The sequence below is a fragment of the Mastigocladopsis repens PCC 10914 genome, assembly GCF_000315565.1.
Taxonomy (GTDB): Bacteria; Cyanobacteriota; Cyanobacteriia; order Cyanobacteriales; family Nostocaceae; genus Mastigocladopsis; species Mastigocladopsis repens.
In genome coordinates, this window is sequence record NZ_JH992900.1 from 245,571 (window position 1) to 262,047 (window position 16,477).

Sequence of the window (16,477 nt, forward strand, 5' to 3'; positions counted from 1 at the left end):
TCTTTGATAAACGTTGCCAAAAAGGTCATACAAATGTCAAAAATTTTTGTCATGCTTGATGGAGAGTGTTTGAGCCATTGTTATGGTAGATTTTTTTTGAAAAAAACATTGAATTAACAATCTGTCGAATTTTTTACCCTGCAAATTTCCCTAGTACTGTTGAAACCACGACTAGACCTATGTTGGATTTTGGCGCTTTTTAGATAATTGTTCCAAAGCTATAGGGTAGCGTCGCCTTCTGGAAAATCTTCCTGGAGAAAAGGAGACAATTCCTGATTCAACCGACCTGCTTTCACAAATTCAGCGTAGGTGTCCGCCTCAATCGCCAGCAATTCTAAGCGCAGCTGTTCAGCCGTAAAGTTCCGCAAATTAGGATACTCATCTTGCAGTTGGTCAATCTCTTGTTGCAAACGGTTCAACTCCCCTTTGACCAGCGTTTCCTGGTAGCGGTAAAACTCTGGTTCAACACCCGGACGTTCCTCTACTTGATTGAGGTATTGCAGAACACGATTGAGCGCGGCCAAACGCGCGATCGCTTCCGAATATCTCTGACGCAGAGGTTGATCCCCCAAAAGATTGAGTTTCTCCAACAAAGGTTTAACACTCAATCCCTGCACTAGCAAAGTAAACAACACCACCCCAAAAACTGTGGCAATGATTTCCTCCCGTTCAGGCAGGATAGCAGGTATACTCAATGCCAGAGCGATGGAGACTGAACCTCGTAGTCCGCCCCACCACAGTACCGTTTGGTCCTGTAAGGGAATCGACGAGTTAACGAAGCGATTGCTCAGGCTACTCAGAGCGTAGATAGCGATCGCCCGTGTCAAAATCATCGCTCCCACGGTTACGGCAATAATTCCCAAGTTTTCTCCTAGAATGGCAAAGTGGATCTGATCTCCAATCAGCAGAAACACAATGGAGTTGACAAAAAACGCCAGAAACTCCCAAAACTCAGTCACAATAATTCGGGTGCGCGGGTTCATACCGATGCGAGAGCCAAAGTTACCTAGGATTAAGCCTGTGGTAACTACCCCAATCACTCCCGATCCCCCCAAATCCTCGGTAATCAGATAAGTGCCGTAGGCAGAAACCAGAGTTAATGATTGCTCTACCAATGGCAAATCGAACCGTTGAGTTAGATAGGAAATACCAAAACCAATCAGACCGCCAACAGCAATACCAATACCAACAACTGAAAACAATTGAACTAAAATCGACTGAATCCCCAAGTTAGCAGTACCTAAGGGAAGCGCCACCAAAAAACTGAAGGCAACTACTGCCATACCGTCGTTAAACAGGCTTTCACCTTCCATCAACGTTGTCAGACGACTTCCTACACCTAGTTCTCGAAATAACGCTGTCACAGAAACCGGGTCAGTAGCAGATAGACTTGCCCCAACAAGCATTGCCGTAGTTAACGACATTCCAGTGAGTTGATTTAACCCCAAAGCGATTCCTAAAATCGAAATCACTACCCCTAGCACCGCATACAAACAGATGGGAACTAAATCTCGCTTCAAGTCCGACCATTTCAAATTCCATGCCGCTTCAAATAAGAGTGGTGGTAAAAAGATTGACAGAATCAATTGCGGAGAAAGATTCACGAGGCGGACATCGACAAATGCCAAACCTAAGCCCACAATTACTAACAACAAGGTATAGGGAATCTGGCGAAACCAGCTAAAAATCTGCGGCAGCGTTGCTACACTTAGAGATACTGAGAGTACCAAAAGAAATTGCTTCAGATTGTCTTCAATGATGGCAGAAGATTGCACCGACTCAAGCGCCATAACAATTCTAGGCTCCTTATTTGCCACATCAAACGGATTGTCCTCAATTATGCGGTACTGAGGAGACGTAATTCACTTAGTACAGGATTGCACAATATGGTAACGTTATCGATTTATGAGAAGCTGTACTAAGGAAACTTTCTGCTAGAAACTCGCTTGAGTTGAAGTGCTGCATCGCTGTCACTTTTTAGTCACATTGATTTCCAATACTGGAAACATCAAGAAACTTTTACAGGTTGACAAAGCGGTTTTCTACTACCTTTTTAGCCTATGAGTTAATCAGGTTCAACGCCAAAGATTTCCTGTACACACAACTCCTCCACGGTATTCTCTATGTTGGATCTCTGGTACAAAAACGCTGTCTTGTACTGCATTGACGTCGAAACCTACATGGACGCCAATGGCAATGGGGTCGGTGACTTTGAGGGACTGACTCAGCGACTAGACTACATCGCTGGGTTGGGAATTACCTGCATTTGGCTCATGCCATTTTATCCTACTCCCAACAAAGACAACGGGTATGACGTGATGGATTACTACAACGTTGATCCCCGTTTAGGAACGCTTGGTGATTTTGTCGAATTTACCCGTCAAGCGCATGAACGCGGTATCCGTATCATAGTTGACCTGGTAATCAACCATACATCCGACCAACACCCTTGGTTTCAAGCAGCTTGCAAGGATGAGAATTCAAAGTACCGGAATTATGGCGTTGCAGAATAGAAATATGAATTAGAGCGATCACTATGCAATGTCCAAGATGTGAATCAACTCACATTCGTAAGAATGGTTGGCAACGTGGTAAACAAAACTACATATGTGTTTCATGTGGTCGTCAGTTTATCGATAGTTACGAACCCAAAGGATACTCCGAAGATTTTAAACGTGAGTGTCTAGAAATGTATGTAAACGGCTCCGGTTTCCGTGCGATTGAAAGGGTTAAAAAAGTACATCATACAACTGTTATAAATTGGGTCAAAGAGGTTGGCAACACCTTAGTGGACGCACCGGAATCTCAGGAAATACCAGAAGTGACTGAAATTGATGAGCTTGAAACTTTTATCGGCTCAAAAAAACAAAATTTGGTTATGGACAGCGGTGGACCATAAGGTTCCAGGAGTTATAGCTTGGGTTTTGGGCGACAGAAGCGCAGAAACATTTAAACGTTTATGGCAACGAATAAAGTGTTGGCATTCTTATTTTTATGTTACAGACGGTTATCCAGTTTATCCATGTTTTATTGATTCAGGTGATCACCTTGTAAGTAAAACATATATGACACGGGTCGAAGGTGAAAATAGCCGTTTTCGACATTACCTCGCTCGGCTTCACCGTAAAACTTTTTGTTACTCTAAGTCAGAAGAAATGCTTAAACTATCTATTCGATTGGTAATACATTATCTAAAATATGGTTCCGTGCCAGTGCGAGCGCTACGCGCCCGCAACCTTGAAGCGATTGCCCTTTAGGGCACTGCGCTCCGCGCAATCGCATGATTCATATTTTGATTCAGCAACGCCGGGGATTTTATTGGAGTGAACAACATGACAGCATCAGTCACAAATAAATTGTCAGAACATCAATAGACATCTCCGGAAAATAAATAATTCCTGGTAAAATCATATACAAATGTATTTTTACCAAACTATTGTGGGTTCTCTATTTGAGCATATTCAACATCATCCTCTAGATGCACAGCGTTTAATTGGTCTCAAGTATGAGCAATTAGAGCAACTTTTAGAACAAGCGAGAGAGGTGCATAACCAAAAACAAGTATCATCTGAGTCTAAAAAGGTAAGAATTATTGCGGGTGGAGGAGGTCGCAGACCTAAACTGTCGTTGGAAGAGCAAATAATTTTAACTTTGACATATCTCAGACATTTAACAACATTTCAATTGCTGGGCATCCAATTTGGGGTAAGTGAGACAACTGCAAACGATACATTCAATTATTGGTTTCCAATTCTAGGAGAATTATTACCACCAAGCCTACTTGAGCAGGTAAAAAAAAACTCAAGTGACTACCAAGTTGTTCAAGAAATTTTAACCGAGTTTGAGCTAATAGTAGATAGCTATGAACAGCCAAGAGAGCGGCCTGGGGAATATGAAGAGCAAAAAGAATATTACTCTGGCAAAAAGAAAAACCATACTATGAAAAATCAAATTATCGTTTTACCTGAGGGGAAAGATATTATTGATGTAGTAGCAGGAAAACCAGGAACAAAAAGTGACATCAATTTATTTCGGGAACATCAAAAAGGATTTGACCCCAATCAGAGGTTTCATGGTGACAAAGCATACGCAGGAGAAGAATCAATCAAGACCCCAACGAAAAAGCCAAAAAAACAAGAATTAACTCCGGAACAAAAAGAACGAAATAAAGAATTGGCCAAGGAACGAATATTTGTTGAACATTTAATTCGTGTCGTGAAAATATTCCGAGTAGCCCAAGAACGGTTTCGGTTAAATCCTAATAAATATGAACAAATAATTATGACTATTTGTGGACTTGTAAGACTCCGACTTGGAACCTTAGTTTTCTCATCATAAAAGAGCGGAATAATTCTCAAGTACAATTCCTGTACATAGCCACTTATTTTTGCCCTCTTCTTAATAAGAAACATCTCAAACCCTTATTGTTACGTGTTGTCTAGCTCACTTTTGGAATTGGCGATTGCGCGAAGCGCAGTGCCCCTTGGGCAATCGCACGCTAAAAGTCACTTCGGCAAACAATTTGAGTATTTTCGGAGATGTCTAATGGCATAATCTCGGTGAGCAGGAAGTTGCTCGGCGTTTAGACACAAATCTAGACACAGGTTTAACCACTCCTCTTGTGACAAAAAAACGAGAGCGTTTTGGTTCTAACGAACTCAAGAGTAAACCTGGAAAAAGTCCGTTGGTGCGATTTTTCTTGCAATTTAACCAACCGCTGCTGTATATCTTGTTAATTGCGGGAGCAATCAAGGCGTTGCTAGGGCAGTGGGTGAATGCTTGGGTGATTTGGGGTGTCACTCTGATTAACGCTATTATTGGTTTTGTTCAAGAATCTAAAGCTGAAAGCGCAATCGCAGCCTTAGCTTCCTCAGTTCAAACAAACGCAACCATTCTCCGCAATGGTGCAAAGGTGCAAGTTCCTTCCACCGAATTAGTCCCAGGCGATGTGGTGCTTCTCACGTCTGGAGACAAGGTACCAGCCGATTTGCGTCTTGTGCAAGTACGAAATCTGCAAGTTAATGAATCAGCCCTCACTGGGGAATCTATCGCCATTGAAAAAAACACGCAACCTCTAAACCCAGATGCACCATTAGCAGAACGTACCAACATGGCTTATGCTGGCAGCTTTGTGACGTTTGGCACTGGTAGGGGTATTGTTGTTGCTATTGGAGAGGCAACAGAAACTGGGCGCATATCCCAACTCATAGAGCAAGGAACCAGCCTGAAAACCCCATTAACCCGTAAATTTGACAAATTTAGCCACACTTTGCTGTACATCATTTTAGGGATAGCGGCGCTTTTGTTTGCAGTCGGGCTAGGATACGGCTACTCTTGGGGAGAAATGTTTGAAGCAGCCGTCGCCTTTGCTGTGAGTGCCATTCCTGAAGGATTGCCTGCTGTAGTAACAGTCACGCTGGCGATAGGTGTTTCCCGCATGGCACGCCGTCACGCAATTGTTCGCAAGTTACCAGCGGTGGAAACTCTCGGCGGTGCCACAGTTATCTGCTCGGATAAAACTGGCACCCTAACTGAAAACCAAATGACGGTACAAGCAATTTATGCAGGTGATAAATCTTATACAGTCAATGGTGTGGGGTATGCTCCACAAGGAGAAATTTTGCTAGATGATAAGCCAGTGAATTGGAATAATTCTCCTACCATTAAGGAATGTCTCAAAGCCGGATTGTTATGTAATGATTCGCACTTGGAAAAAAAAGATGAGCAATGGCTGGTTGTTGGCGATCCCACAGAAGGAGCTTTGATAGCTGTTGCCAATAAAGTTTTACTAACTCGTAGCGGCTTAGAAGAGGAAATGCCTAGGCTGGATGCCATTCCATTTGAGTCTGAGTTTCAGTACATGGCAACTTTGCATGAAACTTTGTCATTAGCAAGTGACACTAGACACAAAACTATCTACGTTAAGGGTTCGGTAGAGGCTATTCTCAATCGTTGTCAGCTTTGGTTGGATGCTGAGGGAAACCTTAGCCCTGTGGAAGCAGAAACTGTGCATCAGGAAGTTGATGCAATGGCGAACCTTGGTTTACGGGTGCTAGCTTTTGCGAAGAAATCTGTGTCAGAGACTCAAGACACGCTGGATCATGCAGACATCAAACAGGATTTGATTTTCTTAGGGTTGCAAGGGATGATTGATCCGCCCCGAAAAGAAGCAATAAAAGCTGTGGAAGCCTGCCAAGAAGCTGGGATTCAGGTAAAGATGATTACAGGCGATCATGCTGTCACAGCAGCTGCCATTGCTTCTCAAATGGGCTTTAATCAAAATGGCGAAGTTCTTGCCTTCACAGGGCGTGAACTTGCTCAAATGGACAAACAAGAACTTGCCACAGCAATAGAAGATGGGGTGGTGTTTGCCCGTGTCGCACCAGAACAGAAACTTCGTATCGTTGAAGCACTACAGTCTAAAGGCGAAGTCGTTGCTATGACGGGGGATGGTGTCAACGATGCACCCGCCCTCAAACAAGCGGATATTGGTATTGCGATGGGGGGTGCTGGGACTGAGGTGGCGAAAGAAGCCTCGGACATGATTTTGACAGATGATAACTTCGCCTCCATAGAAGCTGCGGTGGAGGAAGGGCGAACGGTTTATCGGAATTTACTTAAGGCGATCGCCTTCATTCTCCCAGTCAACGGTGGCGAATCGATGACGATTTTGATTAGTGTACTGCTTGCTAGAGAGTTACCAATTTTGTCTTTACAAGTTCTGTGGCTAAATATGGTGAATTCCATCGCCATGACTGTACCATTAGCCTTTGAGCCAAAGTCTGTTGGGGTGATGCGACAACCTCCACGTAAACCCAATCAACCGTTGCTCTCCAAAAGTTTAGTACAGCGCATCTTGGCAATTTCTGCCTTTAACTGGATTTTAATTTTTGGCGTCTTTGAATGGATGCGACAAACTACAGGAAATATCGATTTAGCCCGCACAATGGCAATCCAGGCTTTAGTCGCAGGGAGAATTTTTTATCTTTTAAGTATTAGTCAATTAGGAAGTGCTGTCATCGATAAACTCCGTGGCATCAGACAGACGATTAGCGATGCCCCAGCGATTGTTATTGGAATAGTTTGCACTATAGTTTTACAGATAATTTTCAGTCAGTGGAGCTTAATGAATAACTTATTTTCCACTGCACCACTGAACTTGAATCAATGGTTGATTTGTCTGCTTGTGGGGTTGCCCATGATTGCAGTATCCGCCTTAGTCAATCGTTTCGATCCTCCTAACTGAGTCAGTTTTATACAAAACTTACAAGCAACCTTGGGAGTTGCCAGGTTTACTGGTCGCTGTTTAAGTAGTATTTAAAATGCTCACCAAGTTTTCAACGGTGATACGAAGTTGCATTCATACAGATAACTTTCTCTTTTTCCTCTCTGCGTTCTGGGGCGTTCTCTGCGGTTAATTCAGAAAATTCTCTCTTTGAAGGCAACTTGGTATGATACTTTCGCCTGGTTTCACCTGAACCACGGTTATTGAGCATTTTGGTTACTGCTAGCAGCGCGAACAACATACTGATTGGCGGGTGAATTGTCAGCAAGTGGTTCTATTTTTCCCTGGGCAACTAATGTTTGATGGATGAAAGCCGCAATTTCCCCACGGGTAGCAGGCTTCGTAGGGTTGAGAACTTTTGAATTTGGATAGTTGACCACTATATTTGCTTTGGTTGCTGCTGCTACATCTCCAACTGCATATTGCGGAATCTTATTGGCATCTGCGTAAGTGTTGGTGATAATAAATGATGCAGGACGATTAAGATTCGCAGCTTGTGTATCAGTTGTTGAAGGAGTCACAGCAGTAGGAGGTGCAGCCTGAGCTTTTGCTATTAATAAAGGCTGCATCAAACTAGTCATTCCAAGCGGCAAGAATATGCGTCTTTTTGCGGCTTTTGGTTTGGGTTGTTGGGCGACAGCTCTCTGGGTGACTGTCGGTACAGTAACCGCTGGTGTACCAGTAGTTAGATCCAAACCTCTGCTCAAAGCAACTATTGCCTCAACCTTGGAAACGGGTTGATTGGGACGAAAGTAACCACCAGGATAACCCGCCATAAATCCTTGTTGATACGCTGACTCAATGGGACGAGTAGCCCAATAGCCAGCAGGAATGTCTTTATATACAGCACCACTTTGTACCTGGCGAATTGGCGGTTGGTCAAAAGCCTTGCGAATGATTGCTGCGAACTCATCTCGGTCTACTGGCTGTTCTGGTCGGAATGTATCATCAGGATATCCAGTCACAATATTTCTTGCAGCCAAACCCCGAATAAATGGTTGTGCCCAGTAGTTAGATTTCACATCACTAAAGGTACTCACAGAAGGTTGAGCATAACTTTCCAACGCTCCAACTGCAAGCACTGTCAAATTTAAAGTTAATAAAGATACACCTGCTGATGCTAACTGAAGCAACCGAGTCATTATCAATGCCTCCTATTTTTCTAATCATTCAATAGTGGTTAATAAATAGTGGAAATCTCGTGGAGAAATTCCTACTATGCGCCAAAATACTACTTGAGATTGGATTTAGCTATACCTTTAGGTATAGCTAACGTATCACTGAAGAAAACAAAAGCTATCAATGCTTAATGAACGCTTTGAAATCCTGAAGCACTTCCGAATCTGCCTATCAATTCTCGCTTTTAAATTAAATAATTTTATTGTTTTGATTTAAAACACAAAACTTTATTAGTGACATCCATCTTAAGATAAAAATCTTTTATCTAGACAAGAAAAATATAAAAAACTGGAAACTGGGTTAGAGGGGGAGGATTATAGCTGAGTCCTCCACGACTTTTCCACTATTTAGATTTAATCTAAATCTAAATCTAAAACAAGTTTCGTCATACATTATACATTCAACTGCAACTATTGGGTGAATATATCTTGTGACTTGATTTCTCAATAGAGTTATTTATCTCTAAGAAAATTTCTTGACAGAATCAATCGATGTCAGTAAAAGAATAAAAAATGAAGGATAAAAATTGAAAAATAAATACACTTTGCATACTTCATACTTCACACTTCATACTTTTTTAGTCATATGTAAAAGATTACTCTACTTCTTCCAGGAGGATATTTTCATGTGTAGTTTATTTCGTTGGTCATCAGCAAACTCCGTATTGCTAGCCCTTGGAGTAGCAACTGCTACAGTAACTCCTTTGATGATTTCCGAGACCGCTTCAGCTCAAGTTCCTGTTCCAACGACAACTCCAAGTCAAACTCCAAACACAACGACAGCAACTACCTTTTCTGATGTTGGCGCTGATTACTGGGCGCGTCCATTTATTCAAGCTTTAGCTGAAAGAAACGTAATTACTGGCTTTCCTGATGGCACTTTTAGACCGAATCAACCTGTTGATCGTGCTGAATTTGCCGCAATGATTCAAAAAGCTTTTAACCAAACCTCTGTTCGGCAGTTAGGCGCAGGTGGATTTAAAGATGTTCCTCCTGACTACTGGGCAGCTTCTGCAATCCAGGAAGCTTACGAAACCGGATTTATGGCAGGCTATCCTGGGAACTTGTTTCTGCCTAATCAGCAAATTGGCAAGGTGCAGGCAATTGTTGCTTTAACAAATGGTTTGGGTTTGAATGCTGACCGTACTGCATCAAGTAATATCAGTACCTATTATACAGATGTGAATGCTATCCCAAACTACGCCATCAATGAAGTGGCAGCAGCAACACAAGCTAATATTGTTGTCAACTATCCAGATGTCAGACAACTTAACCCCTTAGCGCCTCTAACTCGTGCAGAAGCTGCGGCGCATTTGTATCAAGCCTTAGTCCGGCAGCAACAAACGCCACCCCTTGCAAGTAATGTCGCGGCTACTCAGTATATTGTCGGTAGAAACACTGGCGGCACTCAAACTTCCAACGACATTGTTTCCCTTGCTGCATCGAGTAATTCCTTTACAACTCTGACTTCTTTATTAAAGACAGCAGGTCTAGCAGATATTCTCCAACAACCAGGTCCTTATACAGTTTTTGCTCCTACAGACCAGGCGTTTGCTGCTTTGCCGCAAGAAACTCTACGGCAGTTGCAGCAGCCAGAGAACAGAGAAACACTGATTAGGATTTTGAGATACCATGTCGTCGGGGGTCAACTAACAGCTAGTGAACTTGCGGCTGGAGAACTGAAAACGTTTGAGGGCAGACCTGTTGATCTTCAAATCGCTCCTGCGACCAATCAAATTGCGGTTAACAATGCACAAGTGATTCAGCCGAACATCCAAGCAAGTAATGGTGTTATCCATGCAATTAACCAAGTTCTCATACCACCTGACGTTAAGCTTAGTCAGCAACCGCAAAATGGTGGAGTGAATACCAATGGTGTTGATATTGGTAGAAGGACTCGTGGTGGCAGAAGCTATATCGGGGTTGGTGGCAACATTGGTTTGGGCGGTGATTCAGCTTTAAGCGAAGGGAACTTTGCGGTTTTCAGCAAACTTGGGCTAACACGCAGCATATCAGCGCGACCATCGGCAGTGATTGGGGACGATCCTATCGTGCTGGTTCCCGTCACCTTCGATTTTTCCCAACAGTCAGCAAATCCTCTTGGTGAACAAACGTTTACTATCGCTCCTTACGTAGGCGCAGGTGTAGCGATTGAAACTAGCGACGACGCTGATGTTGGTTTACTGCTAACTGGTGGTGTAGATGTGCCTTTAGGTTCTCGATTTACGGCAAACGCAGCAGTAAATGCAGCTTTTCTAGACGAAACGGATGTTGGACTGATGATCGGAGTTGGCTACAACTTTTAACAAAATATTTCTTTGGGAAGAGAATCATCGCCTCAAAATGCGAGATGGTTAGCGCCAGGAGGGTGTATGCGTCAGTTAATTATCCAGGTGCCACAGGGGCAGGGCAAAGTAGTTCTCGACATCGCTAATTCTCACAAGGGAGCTAATCTTGCACAACTTGCAGCTAAGGGCAGCGATGAAGCGATTGACGTGGTAATTGTTCATATTTCTAATCGAGAAGTTGAGGGATTTTTGGAGCAGTTACAAGACCTGCCCAAAGTACATATCACGCTTATACCAACTGGCGTGATGGCTCTGCGACCACCAGCGTCAGAAGCGGCGCAGCAGGTAGTGAATGTGGAGGAACGCAGCCCTATTGAGATTTTTCTCTCTGGTCTGCAAAGTGTTGGTTCTTGGCGGGGTTTTCTAGGGTATGCAGCAATGGCAGGCGTGGTAGTCTGGATTGGCTTGTATACGAATACAGCTTATCTGCTAGTGGCTGCAATGCTGATTGCACCGTTTGCGGGTCCGGCAATGAATACTGCGATCGCCACCGCGCGGGGAGACTACCAACTCCTCGGGCGCAGTCTTTTGCGTTATTTTACGGCATTATTAGTCACAATTGTCACTGCTTGGTTACTTAGCCTGATACTGCGACAAGAAATTCCAACTAGTTTAATGGTAGAAAGCAGCCAGATCTCAACGGTGGCAGTGCTTTTACCGTTGGCAGCCGGAGCAGCAGGGGCGCTCAACTTGGTTCAATCGGAGCGGAGTAGTTTGGTATCTGGGGCAGCAACCGGAATGTTAGTTGCCGCTTCGCTGGCTCCACCTGCGGGAATTGTGGGTATGGCAAGTGCGCTTGGCAGGTGGGACATGGTAATATCTGGGCTATTCTTGCTGTTTTTGCAACTATGCGGCATCAATTTTTCAGCTTCCCTCTTGTTCCGAATATACGGGCTATCTACTCAAGGAACCCGCTATCAGCGTGGGAAAAAATTGGTGTTTCGTTCTGCCTTGGTGATGACTGTAATAGCACTCGCAGGTCTTTTGACCTGGCAGTTTTCTAATTCTCCCAATCTAGAACGCTCCAGCCGCGCCCAACGTGCTAATACTGAAGTCCAGAAGGTTGTGGAGCAAGTCGGTTTAGCAAAATTAGTTGAGTCGAATGTTCGCTTCACACGAGCCAATATTCAAGGACAAAACACCCTGCTTAGTGTTGTTTATGTCCAGAAGAAACCGGAAGTGACTGCCTCAAATGAGGAAATTAGCTCTCGCCTGACCCAGGCAATTCAAACTCATTTATTGAAACAGGGCTTCAACCTAACACCCCTGGTAGATGTCAACGTGCTTGAAACTCCTGCTAGCAAACCATAAGACCAATTTATGAGTAATCTGAACTTGAGCGAAAAACAAGTCCTTGACCGAGAGCGCAGTGAAGTCTTGCAACAGCTAGAAGATTGGTTGGAAACCCCAATGGTGGTATTGGGCTTTGCGTGGTTAGCGCTATTTATTATTGAGCTTATCTGGGGGCTAAATCCTCTGCTGCAAGCTGTTAACACTACCATCTGGATTATTTTTATTTTGGATTTTCTGCTTAAAGTAGCCGTTGCTCCCCGTAAACTTTCCTATATCAAAAGCAACTGGCTAACGGCTTTCTCTCTCATGTTGCCAGCTCTACGTACTTTTCGGATTCTGCTGCTGGTAAGGGCATTACGAACAGCACGGGCTGTTCGAGGACTACGGCTGCTGGGGGTCATGACTCGTACTAATAGAGGAATGCGGGCTTTAGGAGCAAGTGTTAACCGTCGGGGTTTTAGTTACGTGGTGGCGTTGACGGCGATTGTTACTCTAGTAGGAGCAGCGGGGATGTATGCATTTGAAAACCAGATTGGCAATGAGTCTGGGCTGAACAACTACGGCACTGCCTTATGGTGGACGGCAATGCTAATAACGACAATGGGTTCTGAGTATTGGCCCAAAACTCCTGAAGGTCGGGTGCTTTGCTTTCTCTTGGCGCTGTATGCGTTTGCGGTGTTTGGCTACGTCACTGCTACTCTTGCCACGTTCTTTATTGGTCGTGATGCAGATGATGACAAAGCCGAGTTAGCTGGAGCAAAATCGATTGAAGCGCTTCATACTGAGATTGCGGCATTGCGAGAGGAGATTCAGCAATTGTTGCATCAGACTTCAGAGCTTTGAAAATTCATAATTGCAATCACTTTACTACAACTAAATATGAGCAAACTGGCTTTTGCTCGCTATCGTTCCTATTAAGCGCAATCTCAATAAACAAAAAAGTTATCTGTGGCTAATTTTAGCTGAATCAACCTATTATTAATTGATTTTTTGTAAAAGAGCTAATTAGATAGAAATAAACCGAACTATGTTAAGAAATGTAAAACCCTCTAAAATCCTTACTAATGACCAATGACCAATGACTAATGACTGCCTTAACGAGTTAACTTTATTTGTACCAACCTACTTATTTTTCTTTGATAACACCAATCAACAGTTAACAAAGGAATTGAACCTTACTACTTTTTACTAACGACTGATAAACGAGGAAGGTTAATGAACACAGAAATATCTGCAGCTTGGAACAAGGTTGAGAACATGATTAACGGTTTCATGGTTCTGCTACCGAATATTGTTTTGGCGTTAATTGTCTTTGCCTTCTTTTTCTTTGTTGCTGGGAAAATTAAAGGACTGGTCAAGCGGTTGACTCGGAAGCACCGTCAAGCTAGAAATTTGGGATTGGTATTGGGACGGTTAGCACAGGGTGTGACAATTTTGATTGGTTTGTTTATCGCCCTGTCAATTGTAATTCCCTCATTTCAAGCAGGCGATTTGGTACAATTGCTAGGAATTAGCGGTGTGGCAATTGGTTTTGCCTTTCGTGACATTCTGCAAAACTTCTTAGCTGGCATTTTAATCCTGCTCACTGAGCCATTCCAAATTGATGACCAAATTGTTTTTAAAGACTTTGAGGGAACGGTAGAAAATATCCAAACAAGAGCAACGACAATCAGAACGTATGATGGTCGTCGAATTGTGATTCCCAACTCTGAGTTGTTCACTAATTCTGTCACAGTAAACACCGCCTTTGAGAGCCGCCGTCTAGAATATGATATCGGCATCGGTTACGGCGATGACATTGACCGAGCAAAGCAGTTGATGCTACAAGCAATCCACAGCGTAGACAGTGTATTGCAAGACCCAGCTCCTGAGGCACTAGTGATGGAACTTGCCGAAAGTACCGTCAACATCCGCGCCCGATGGTGGATCAAACCGCCACGACGGGCGGATGCTCTTGACTCGCGGGACAAAGTCATTTCTGCAATCAAGAAAAAGCTAGTTGAAAATGGTATTGACTTGCCCTTCCCGACACAGCAAATTCTGTTTCATGATCAGACAGAGGAAACAGATGGCGATCGCTCTCGTCAACGAGAAGGCTGGCCCGCAGGTAAAGGCGAAGTTCCTAAACCGCGCAGTATTAGCGGTTCGCTCAGAAAGCTAGCCCAAATCCGGGCGCAACGGGATGGCAATGGCAAGATAGATTCTCAACCTCATAACGACCACTTATGAAGAACGTCAAGTTGGGCAAGCTGTGGGATGAACTCCACTCTAGCTATTGGTTTATACCAACATTGATGGCAGTAGCAGCGATCGCTCTGGCATTCACAATGCTAACGCTTGACCGCACAGGCAAAGCCGAAATTAATTATTGGTGGAGCTACACTGGTGGAGCGGATGGAGCGCGATCGCTACTGGGATCTGTTGCAGGTTCGATGGTGAGCGTTTGCGCTACAGCCTTTTCAATTACAATTGTGGCGCTTCAGCTTGCTGCTTCCAGTTTTGGTCCCCGGCTACTGCGTAATTTTATGCAGGATACTGGCAATCAAATTGTCCTTGGCACCTTCATTGGTACGTTTATCTACTGCTTGCTCGTACTTCGGACTATTCATGGAGAGGGAGATGGATACAGTCTGTTTGTACCGCAGCTTTCGGTTACAGGCGGCACTTTACTTGCAATTATCAGCATTGGCGTATTGATTTATTTTATCCATCATGCTTCAACCATCATTCAGGCATCGTACGTAATTCAGAACGTTAGTACAGATTTAGATAGCGTTATCGAGCGGCTTTTCCCACAAAAAATTGGACGTGGTAAACCAGAACAGGACGTTACGTCGTCCATTCCAGTTTCTTTTGAGGAAGAAGCTTGCCCAATTCGAGCTAGTGGCACAGGTTATTTGCAAGCAATTGATGACGAAGAACTAATAAATATTGCTTGCAAGTATAATCTGCTAGTGCGCTTAGCGACTCGACCGGGAAAATTTGTGGTTAAAGGCAGCGATTTAGTTATGGTTTTTCCTGAGGAACGAGTGAATGCAAAACTTGTCAAACAAATCAATGATGCCTTTATTCTGGGCAGAGAACGTAATGAGCAACAAGATATAGAGTTTCCAATTGATCAATTAGTAGAAATTGCCATGCGTGCCCTCTCTCCGGGGATAAATGACCCATTTACGGCAACTCGCTGTATTGACCGACTCAACGCTGGACTATGCCATTTAGTTCAAAGAGATTTTCCTTCGCCCTACCGCTACGATAAAAATAACAAACTGCGTGTCATTGCCCAAGGACCCACTTTTCCAGAATTGGTTGACCGTGCCTTTAACCAAATTCGGCGGTATGGAAAGTCGGATGCAGCAGTAGTTAATCATTTGTTAGATGCCATAGCTACTATTGCCACCTACACAAATAATAACAAATACTGTGCAATCCTCCAACATCATGCTGAAATGATTTTGCAAGATAGCTGTGAGGCACTCTCACAAGAACAAGACCGCAAAGATTTACAAGAACGGTATTATACAATCATTAAAGCTTTAGAGTGTAACAGTGCTATTAAGAATTGCGATTAACCAGAAAAAGAGCGTTTTCAATTAATAGTTTCGTGTTTGTAATATTTATGAACTTATGAAAAGTATAAATTGGAAAGGATATCGAGTTATTGCGTGGATGGGACAGGCTATACTAACATTTTTCGTAGTAGTTGCAGCATTTCAAGGTAATTGGCAAAATGCCTTGTCGCTGACATTTTTCTTAATTATATCTTTTGCGTTTGTCATCCGCGATGATAAGTTACCCGCCTTGTTTGATTTCCTGTTTGTCCTTGCGGCGTTGCTGAATGCTTTGGGTTGGGTGTGGGGTTTATTTTATCTGCCAGGACCATATGACGAGATTGTTCACGCCTTTACTAGTTTTGCAATTGCTTTAGCACTTAGTTTTTTAGTTTACGGCTCAATGCTGAATATTTTTCGCCATCATAAAATTTTGTATTTACTCACAATCGCCAGTTTTGGGATTGCTATTGGTGCTTTATGGGAAGTGACCGAATGGTCTGCTGGCAAAATTCTCTCTACTGAAGTGATTGGAAGTTTAGATGATACCATTATCGACTTGGTGATGGACAGCTTGGGAGCAGGATTAGCAGCCTTAACTAGCCTTTGGGCATTGCAAGAATGGACAGGTCGCAATCCAAGGCTTGGAAATCAACAAGCTAGATCGTACAGTCGAGATTGACTTTACGAAACGCTAGGGGAGTTGAAACCGCTACTCAGGTTGGTGAGACAGCGCTGCAGGAGGGTCTCCCTCCGTAGGCGACTGCGAACCCGAAGGGTGCAAATCTGCTTGAGCAAGTTTCGACGTTGAGCCTAGAATCC

Annotated in this window: 11 protein-coding genes and 1 pseudogene; 10 read left to right on the forward strand and 2 right to left on the reverse strand. The window is 43.6% G+C overall.

Going from position 1 to position 16,477, the window contains the following annotated elements; genetic code table 11:
• Positions 1 to 218 precede the first annotated feature (218 nt).
• Entirely contained in the window at positions 219 to 1,790 is a 1,572-nt protein-coding gene (locus MAS10914_RS0101390; RefSeq protein WP_017314120.1) for a Na+/H+ antiporter, read from the reverse strand.
• A gap of 333 nt (positions 1,791 to 2,123) precedes the next feature.
• On the opposite strand from MAS10914_RS0101390, the gene MAS10914_RS0101395 reads away from it, so the two are divergent.
• The 4 genes and pseudogenes from MAS10914_RS0101395 to MAS10914_RS29300 all read left to right on the forward strand — a co-directional run.
• Positions 2,124 to 2,513 carry an alpha-amylase family glycosyl hydrolase gene (locus tag MAS10914_RS0101395; protein WP_017314121.1) on the forward strand — a complete coding sequence of 130 codons (390 nt, stop codon included), beginning with the start codon at positions 2,124 to 2,126 and terminating at the stop codon, positions 2,511 to 2,513.
• 23 nt (positions 2,514 to 2,536) lie between these two features.
• Positions 2,537 to 3,257 (forward strand): IS1 family transposase gene (locus MAS10914_RS32435; protein WP_156818063.1). Its coding sequence is split into 2 segments (ribosomal slippage): positions 2,537 to 2,865 and positions 2,864 to 3,257, totalling 723 coding nucleotides; the frame shifts between segments, so codons are not numbered across the junction.
• Positions 3,258 to 3,417: 160 nt separating this feature from the next.
• Positions 3,418 to 4,338 (forward strand): IS5/IS1182 family transposase, encoded by a 921-nt coding sequence (locus tag MAS10914_RS0101405; protein ID WP_017314084.1) that lies wholly within the window; start codon positions 3,418 to 3,420, stop codon positions 4,336 to 4,338.
• Positions 4,339 to 4,546: 208 nt separating this feature from the next.
• Positions 4,547 to 7,246, forward strand: a pseudogene (locus MAS10914_RS29300) (cation-transporting P-type ATPase); the annotation flags it as partial.
• A 239-nt stretch (positions 7,247 to 7,485) separates the two neighbouring features.
• Here the strand turns inward: MAS10914_RS29300 and MAS10914_RS0101420 are convergent.
• A complete protein-coding gene (locus tag MAS10914_RS0101420) occupies positions 7,486 to 8,427 on the reverse strand; it encodes an S-layer homology domain-containing protein (protein WP_017314124.1) in 942 nt (313 codons plus the stop codon).
• Positions 8,428 to 9,089: 662 nt separating this feature from the next.
• Between MAS10914_RS0101420 and MAS10914_RS0101425 the strand changes: the two genes are divergently transcribed.
• The 6 genes from MAS10914_RS0101425 to MAS10914_RS0101450 all read left to right on the forward strand — a co-directional run bounded on the left by MAS10914_RS0101425 (position 9,090) and on the right by MAS10914_RS0101450 (position 16,337).
• A complete protein-coding gene (locus tag MAS10914_RS0101425; protein WP_017314125.1) occupies positions 9,090 to 10,769 on the forward strand; it encodes a fasciclin domain-containing protein in 1,680 nt (559 codons plus the stop codon).
• A gap of 66 nt (positions 10,770 to 10,835) precedes the next feature.
• Positions 10,836 to 12,122: a DUF389 domain-containing protein gene (locus MAS10914_RS0101430; protein ID WP_017314126.1), complete on the forward strand. Its 1,287-nt coding sequence runs from the start codon at positions 10,836 to 10,838 to the stop codon at positions 12,120 to 12,122.
• 9 nt (positions 12,123 to 12,131) lie between these two features.
• Complete coding sequence (locus MAS10914_RS0101435) at positions 12,132 to 12,947, forward strand: ion transporter (protein WP_017314127.1); 816 nt, start codon at positions 12,132 to 12,134, stop codon at positions 12,945 to 12,947.
• Between the two features lie 372 nt (positions 12,948 to 13,319).
• Positions 13,320 to 14,333 carry a mechanosensitive ion channel family protein gene (locus MAS10914_RS0101440; protein WP_017314128.1) on the forward strand — a complete coding sequence of 338 codons (1,014 nt, stop codon included), beginning with the start codon at positions 13,320 to 13,322 and terminating at the stop codon, positions 14,331 to 14,333.
• A complete protein-coding gene (locus MAS10914_RS0101445; RefSeq protein ID WP_017314129.1) occupies positions 14,330 to 15,676 on the forward strand; it encodes a DUF2254 domain-containing protein in 1,347 nt (448 codons plus the stop codon). Before MAS10914_RS0101440 ends, MAS10914_RS0101445 begins: the two co-directional genes overlap by 4 nt.
• A gap of 55 nt (positions 15,677 to 15,731) precedes the next feature.
• Positions 15,732 to 16,337, forward strand: a complete 606-nt coding sequence (locus MAS10914_RS0101450; protein ID WP_026082266.1) for a hypothetical protein — start codon at positions 15,732 to 15,734, stop codon at positions 16,335 to 16,337.
• The last annotated feature ends 140 nt before the right edge of the window (positions 16,338 to 16,477 follow it).

Excerpts from the sequence above, each read along its gene's own strand:
- MAS10914_RS0101435 (WP_017314127.1), top strand. The coding sequence starts at position 12,132 with ATGAGTAATCTGAACTTGAGCGAAAAACAAGTCCTTGACCGAGAGCGC.
- MAS10914_RS0101405 (WP_017314084.1), top strand. The coding sequence starts at position 3,418 with ATGTATTTTTACCAAACTATTGTGGGTTCTCTATTTGAGCATATTCAA.
- MAS10914_RS0101395 (WP_017314121.1), top strand. The coding sequence starts at position 2,124 with ATGTTGGATCTCTGGTACAAAAACGCTGTCTTGTACTGCATTGACGTC.
- MAS10914_RS0101425 (WP_017314125.1), top strand. The coding sequence starts at position 9,090 with ATGTGTAGTTTATTTCGTTGGTCATCAGCAAACTCCGTATTGCTAGCC.
- MAS10914_RS0101440 (WP_017314128.1), top strand. The coding sequence starts at position 13,320 with ATGAACACAGAAATATCTGCAGCTTGGAACAAGGTTGAGAACATGATT.
- MAS10914_RS0101390 (WP_017314120.1), bottom strand. The coding sequence starts at position 1,790 with ATGGCGCTTGAGTCGGTGCAATCTTCTGCCATCATTGAAGACAATCTG.
- MAS10914_RS0101430 (WP_017314126.1), top strand. The coding sequence starts at position 10,836 with ATGCGTCAGTTAATTATCCAGGTGCCACAGGGGCAGGGCAAAGTAGTT.
- MAS10914_RS0101420 (WP_017314124.1), bottom strand. The coding sequence starts at position 8,427 with ATGACTCGGTTGCTTCAGTTAGCATCAGCAGGTGTATCTTTATTAACT.
- MAS10914_RS0101445 (WP_017314129.1), top strand. The coding sequence starts at position 14,330 with ATGAAGAACGTCAAGTTGGGCAAGCTGTGGGATGAACTCCACTCTAGC.
- MAS10914_RS0101450 (WP_026082266.1), top strand. The coding sequence starts at position 15,732 with ATGAAAAGTATAAATTGGAAAGGATATCGAGTTATTGCGTGGATGGGA.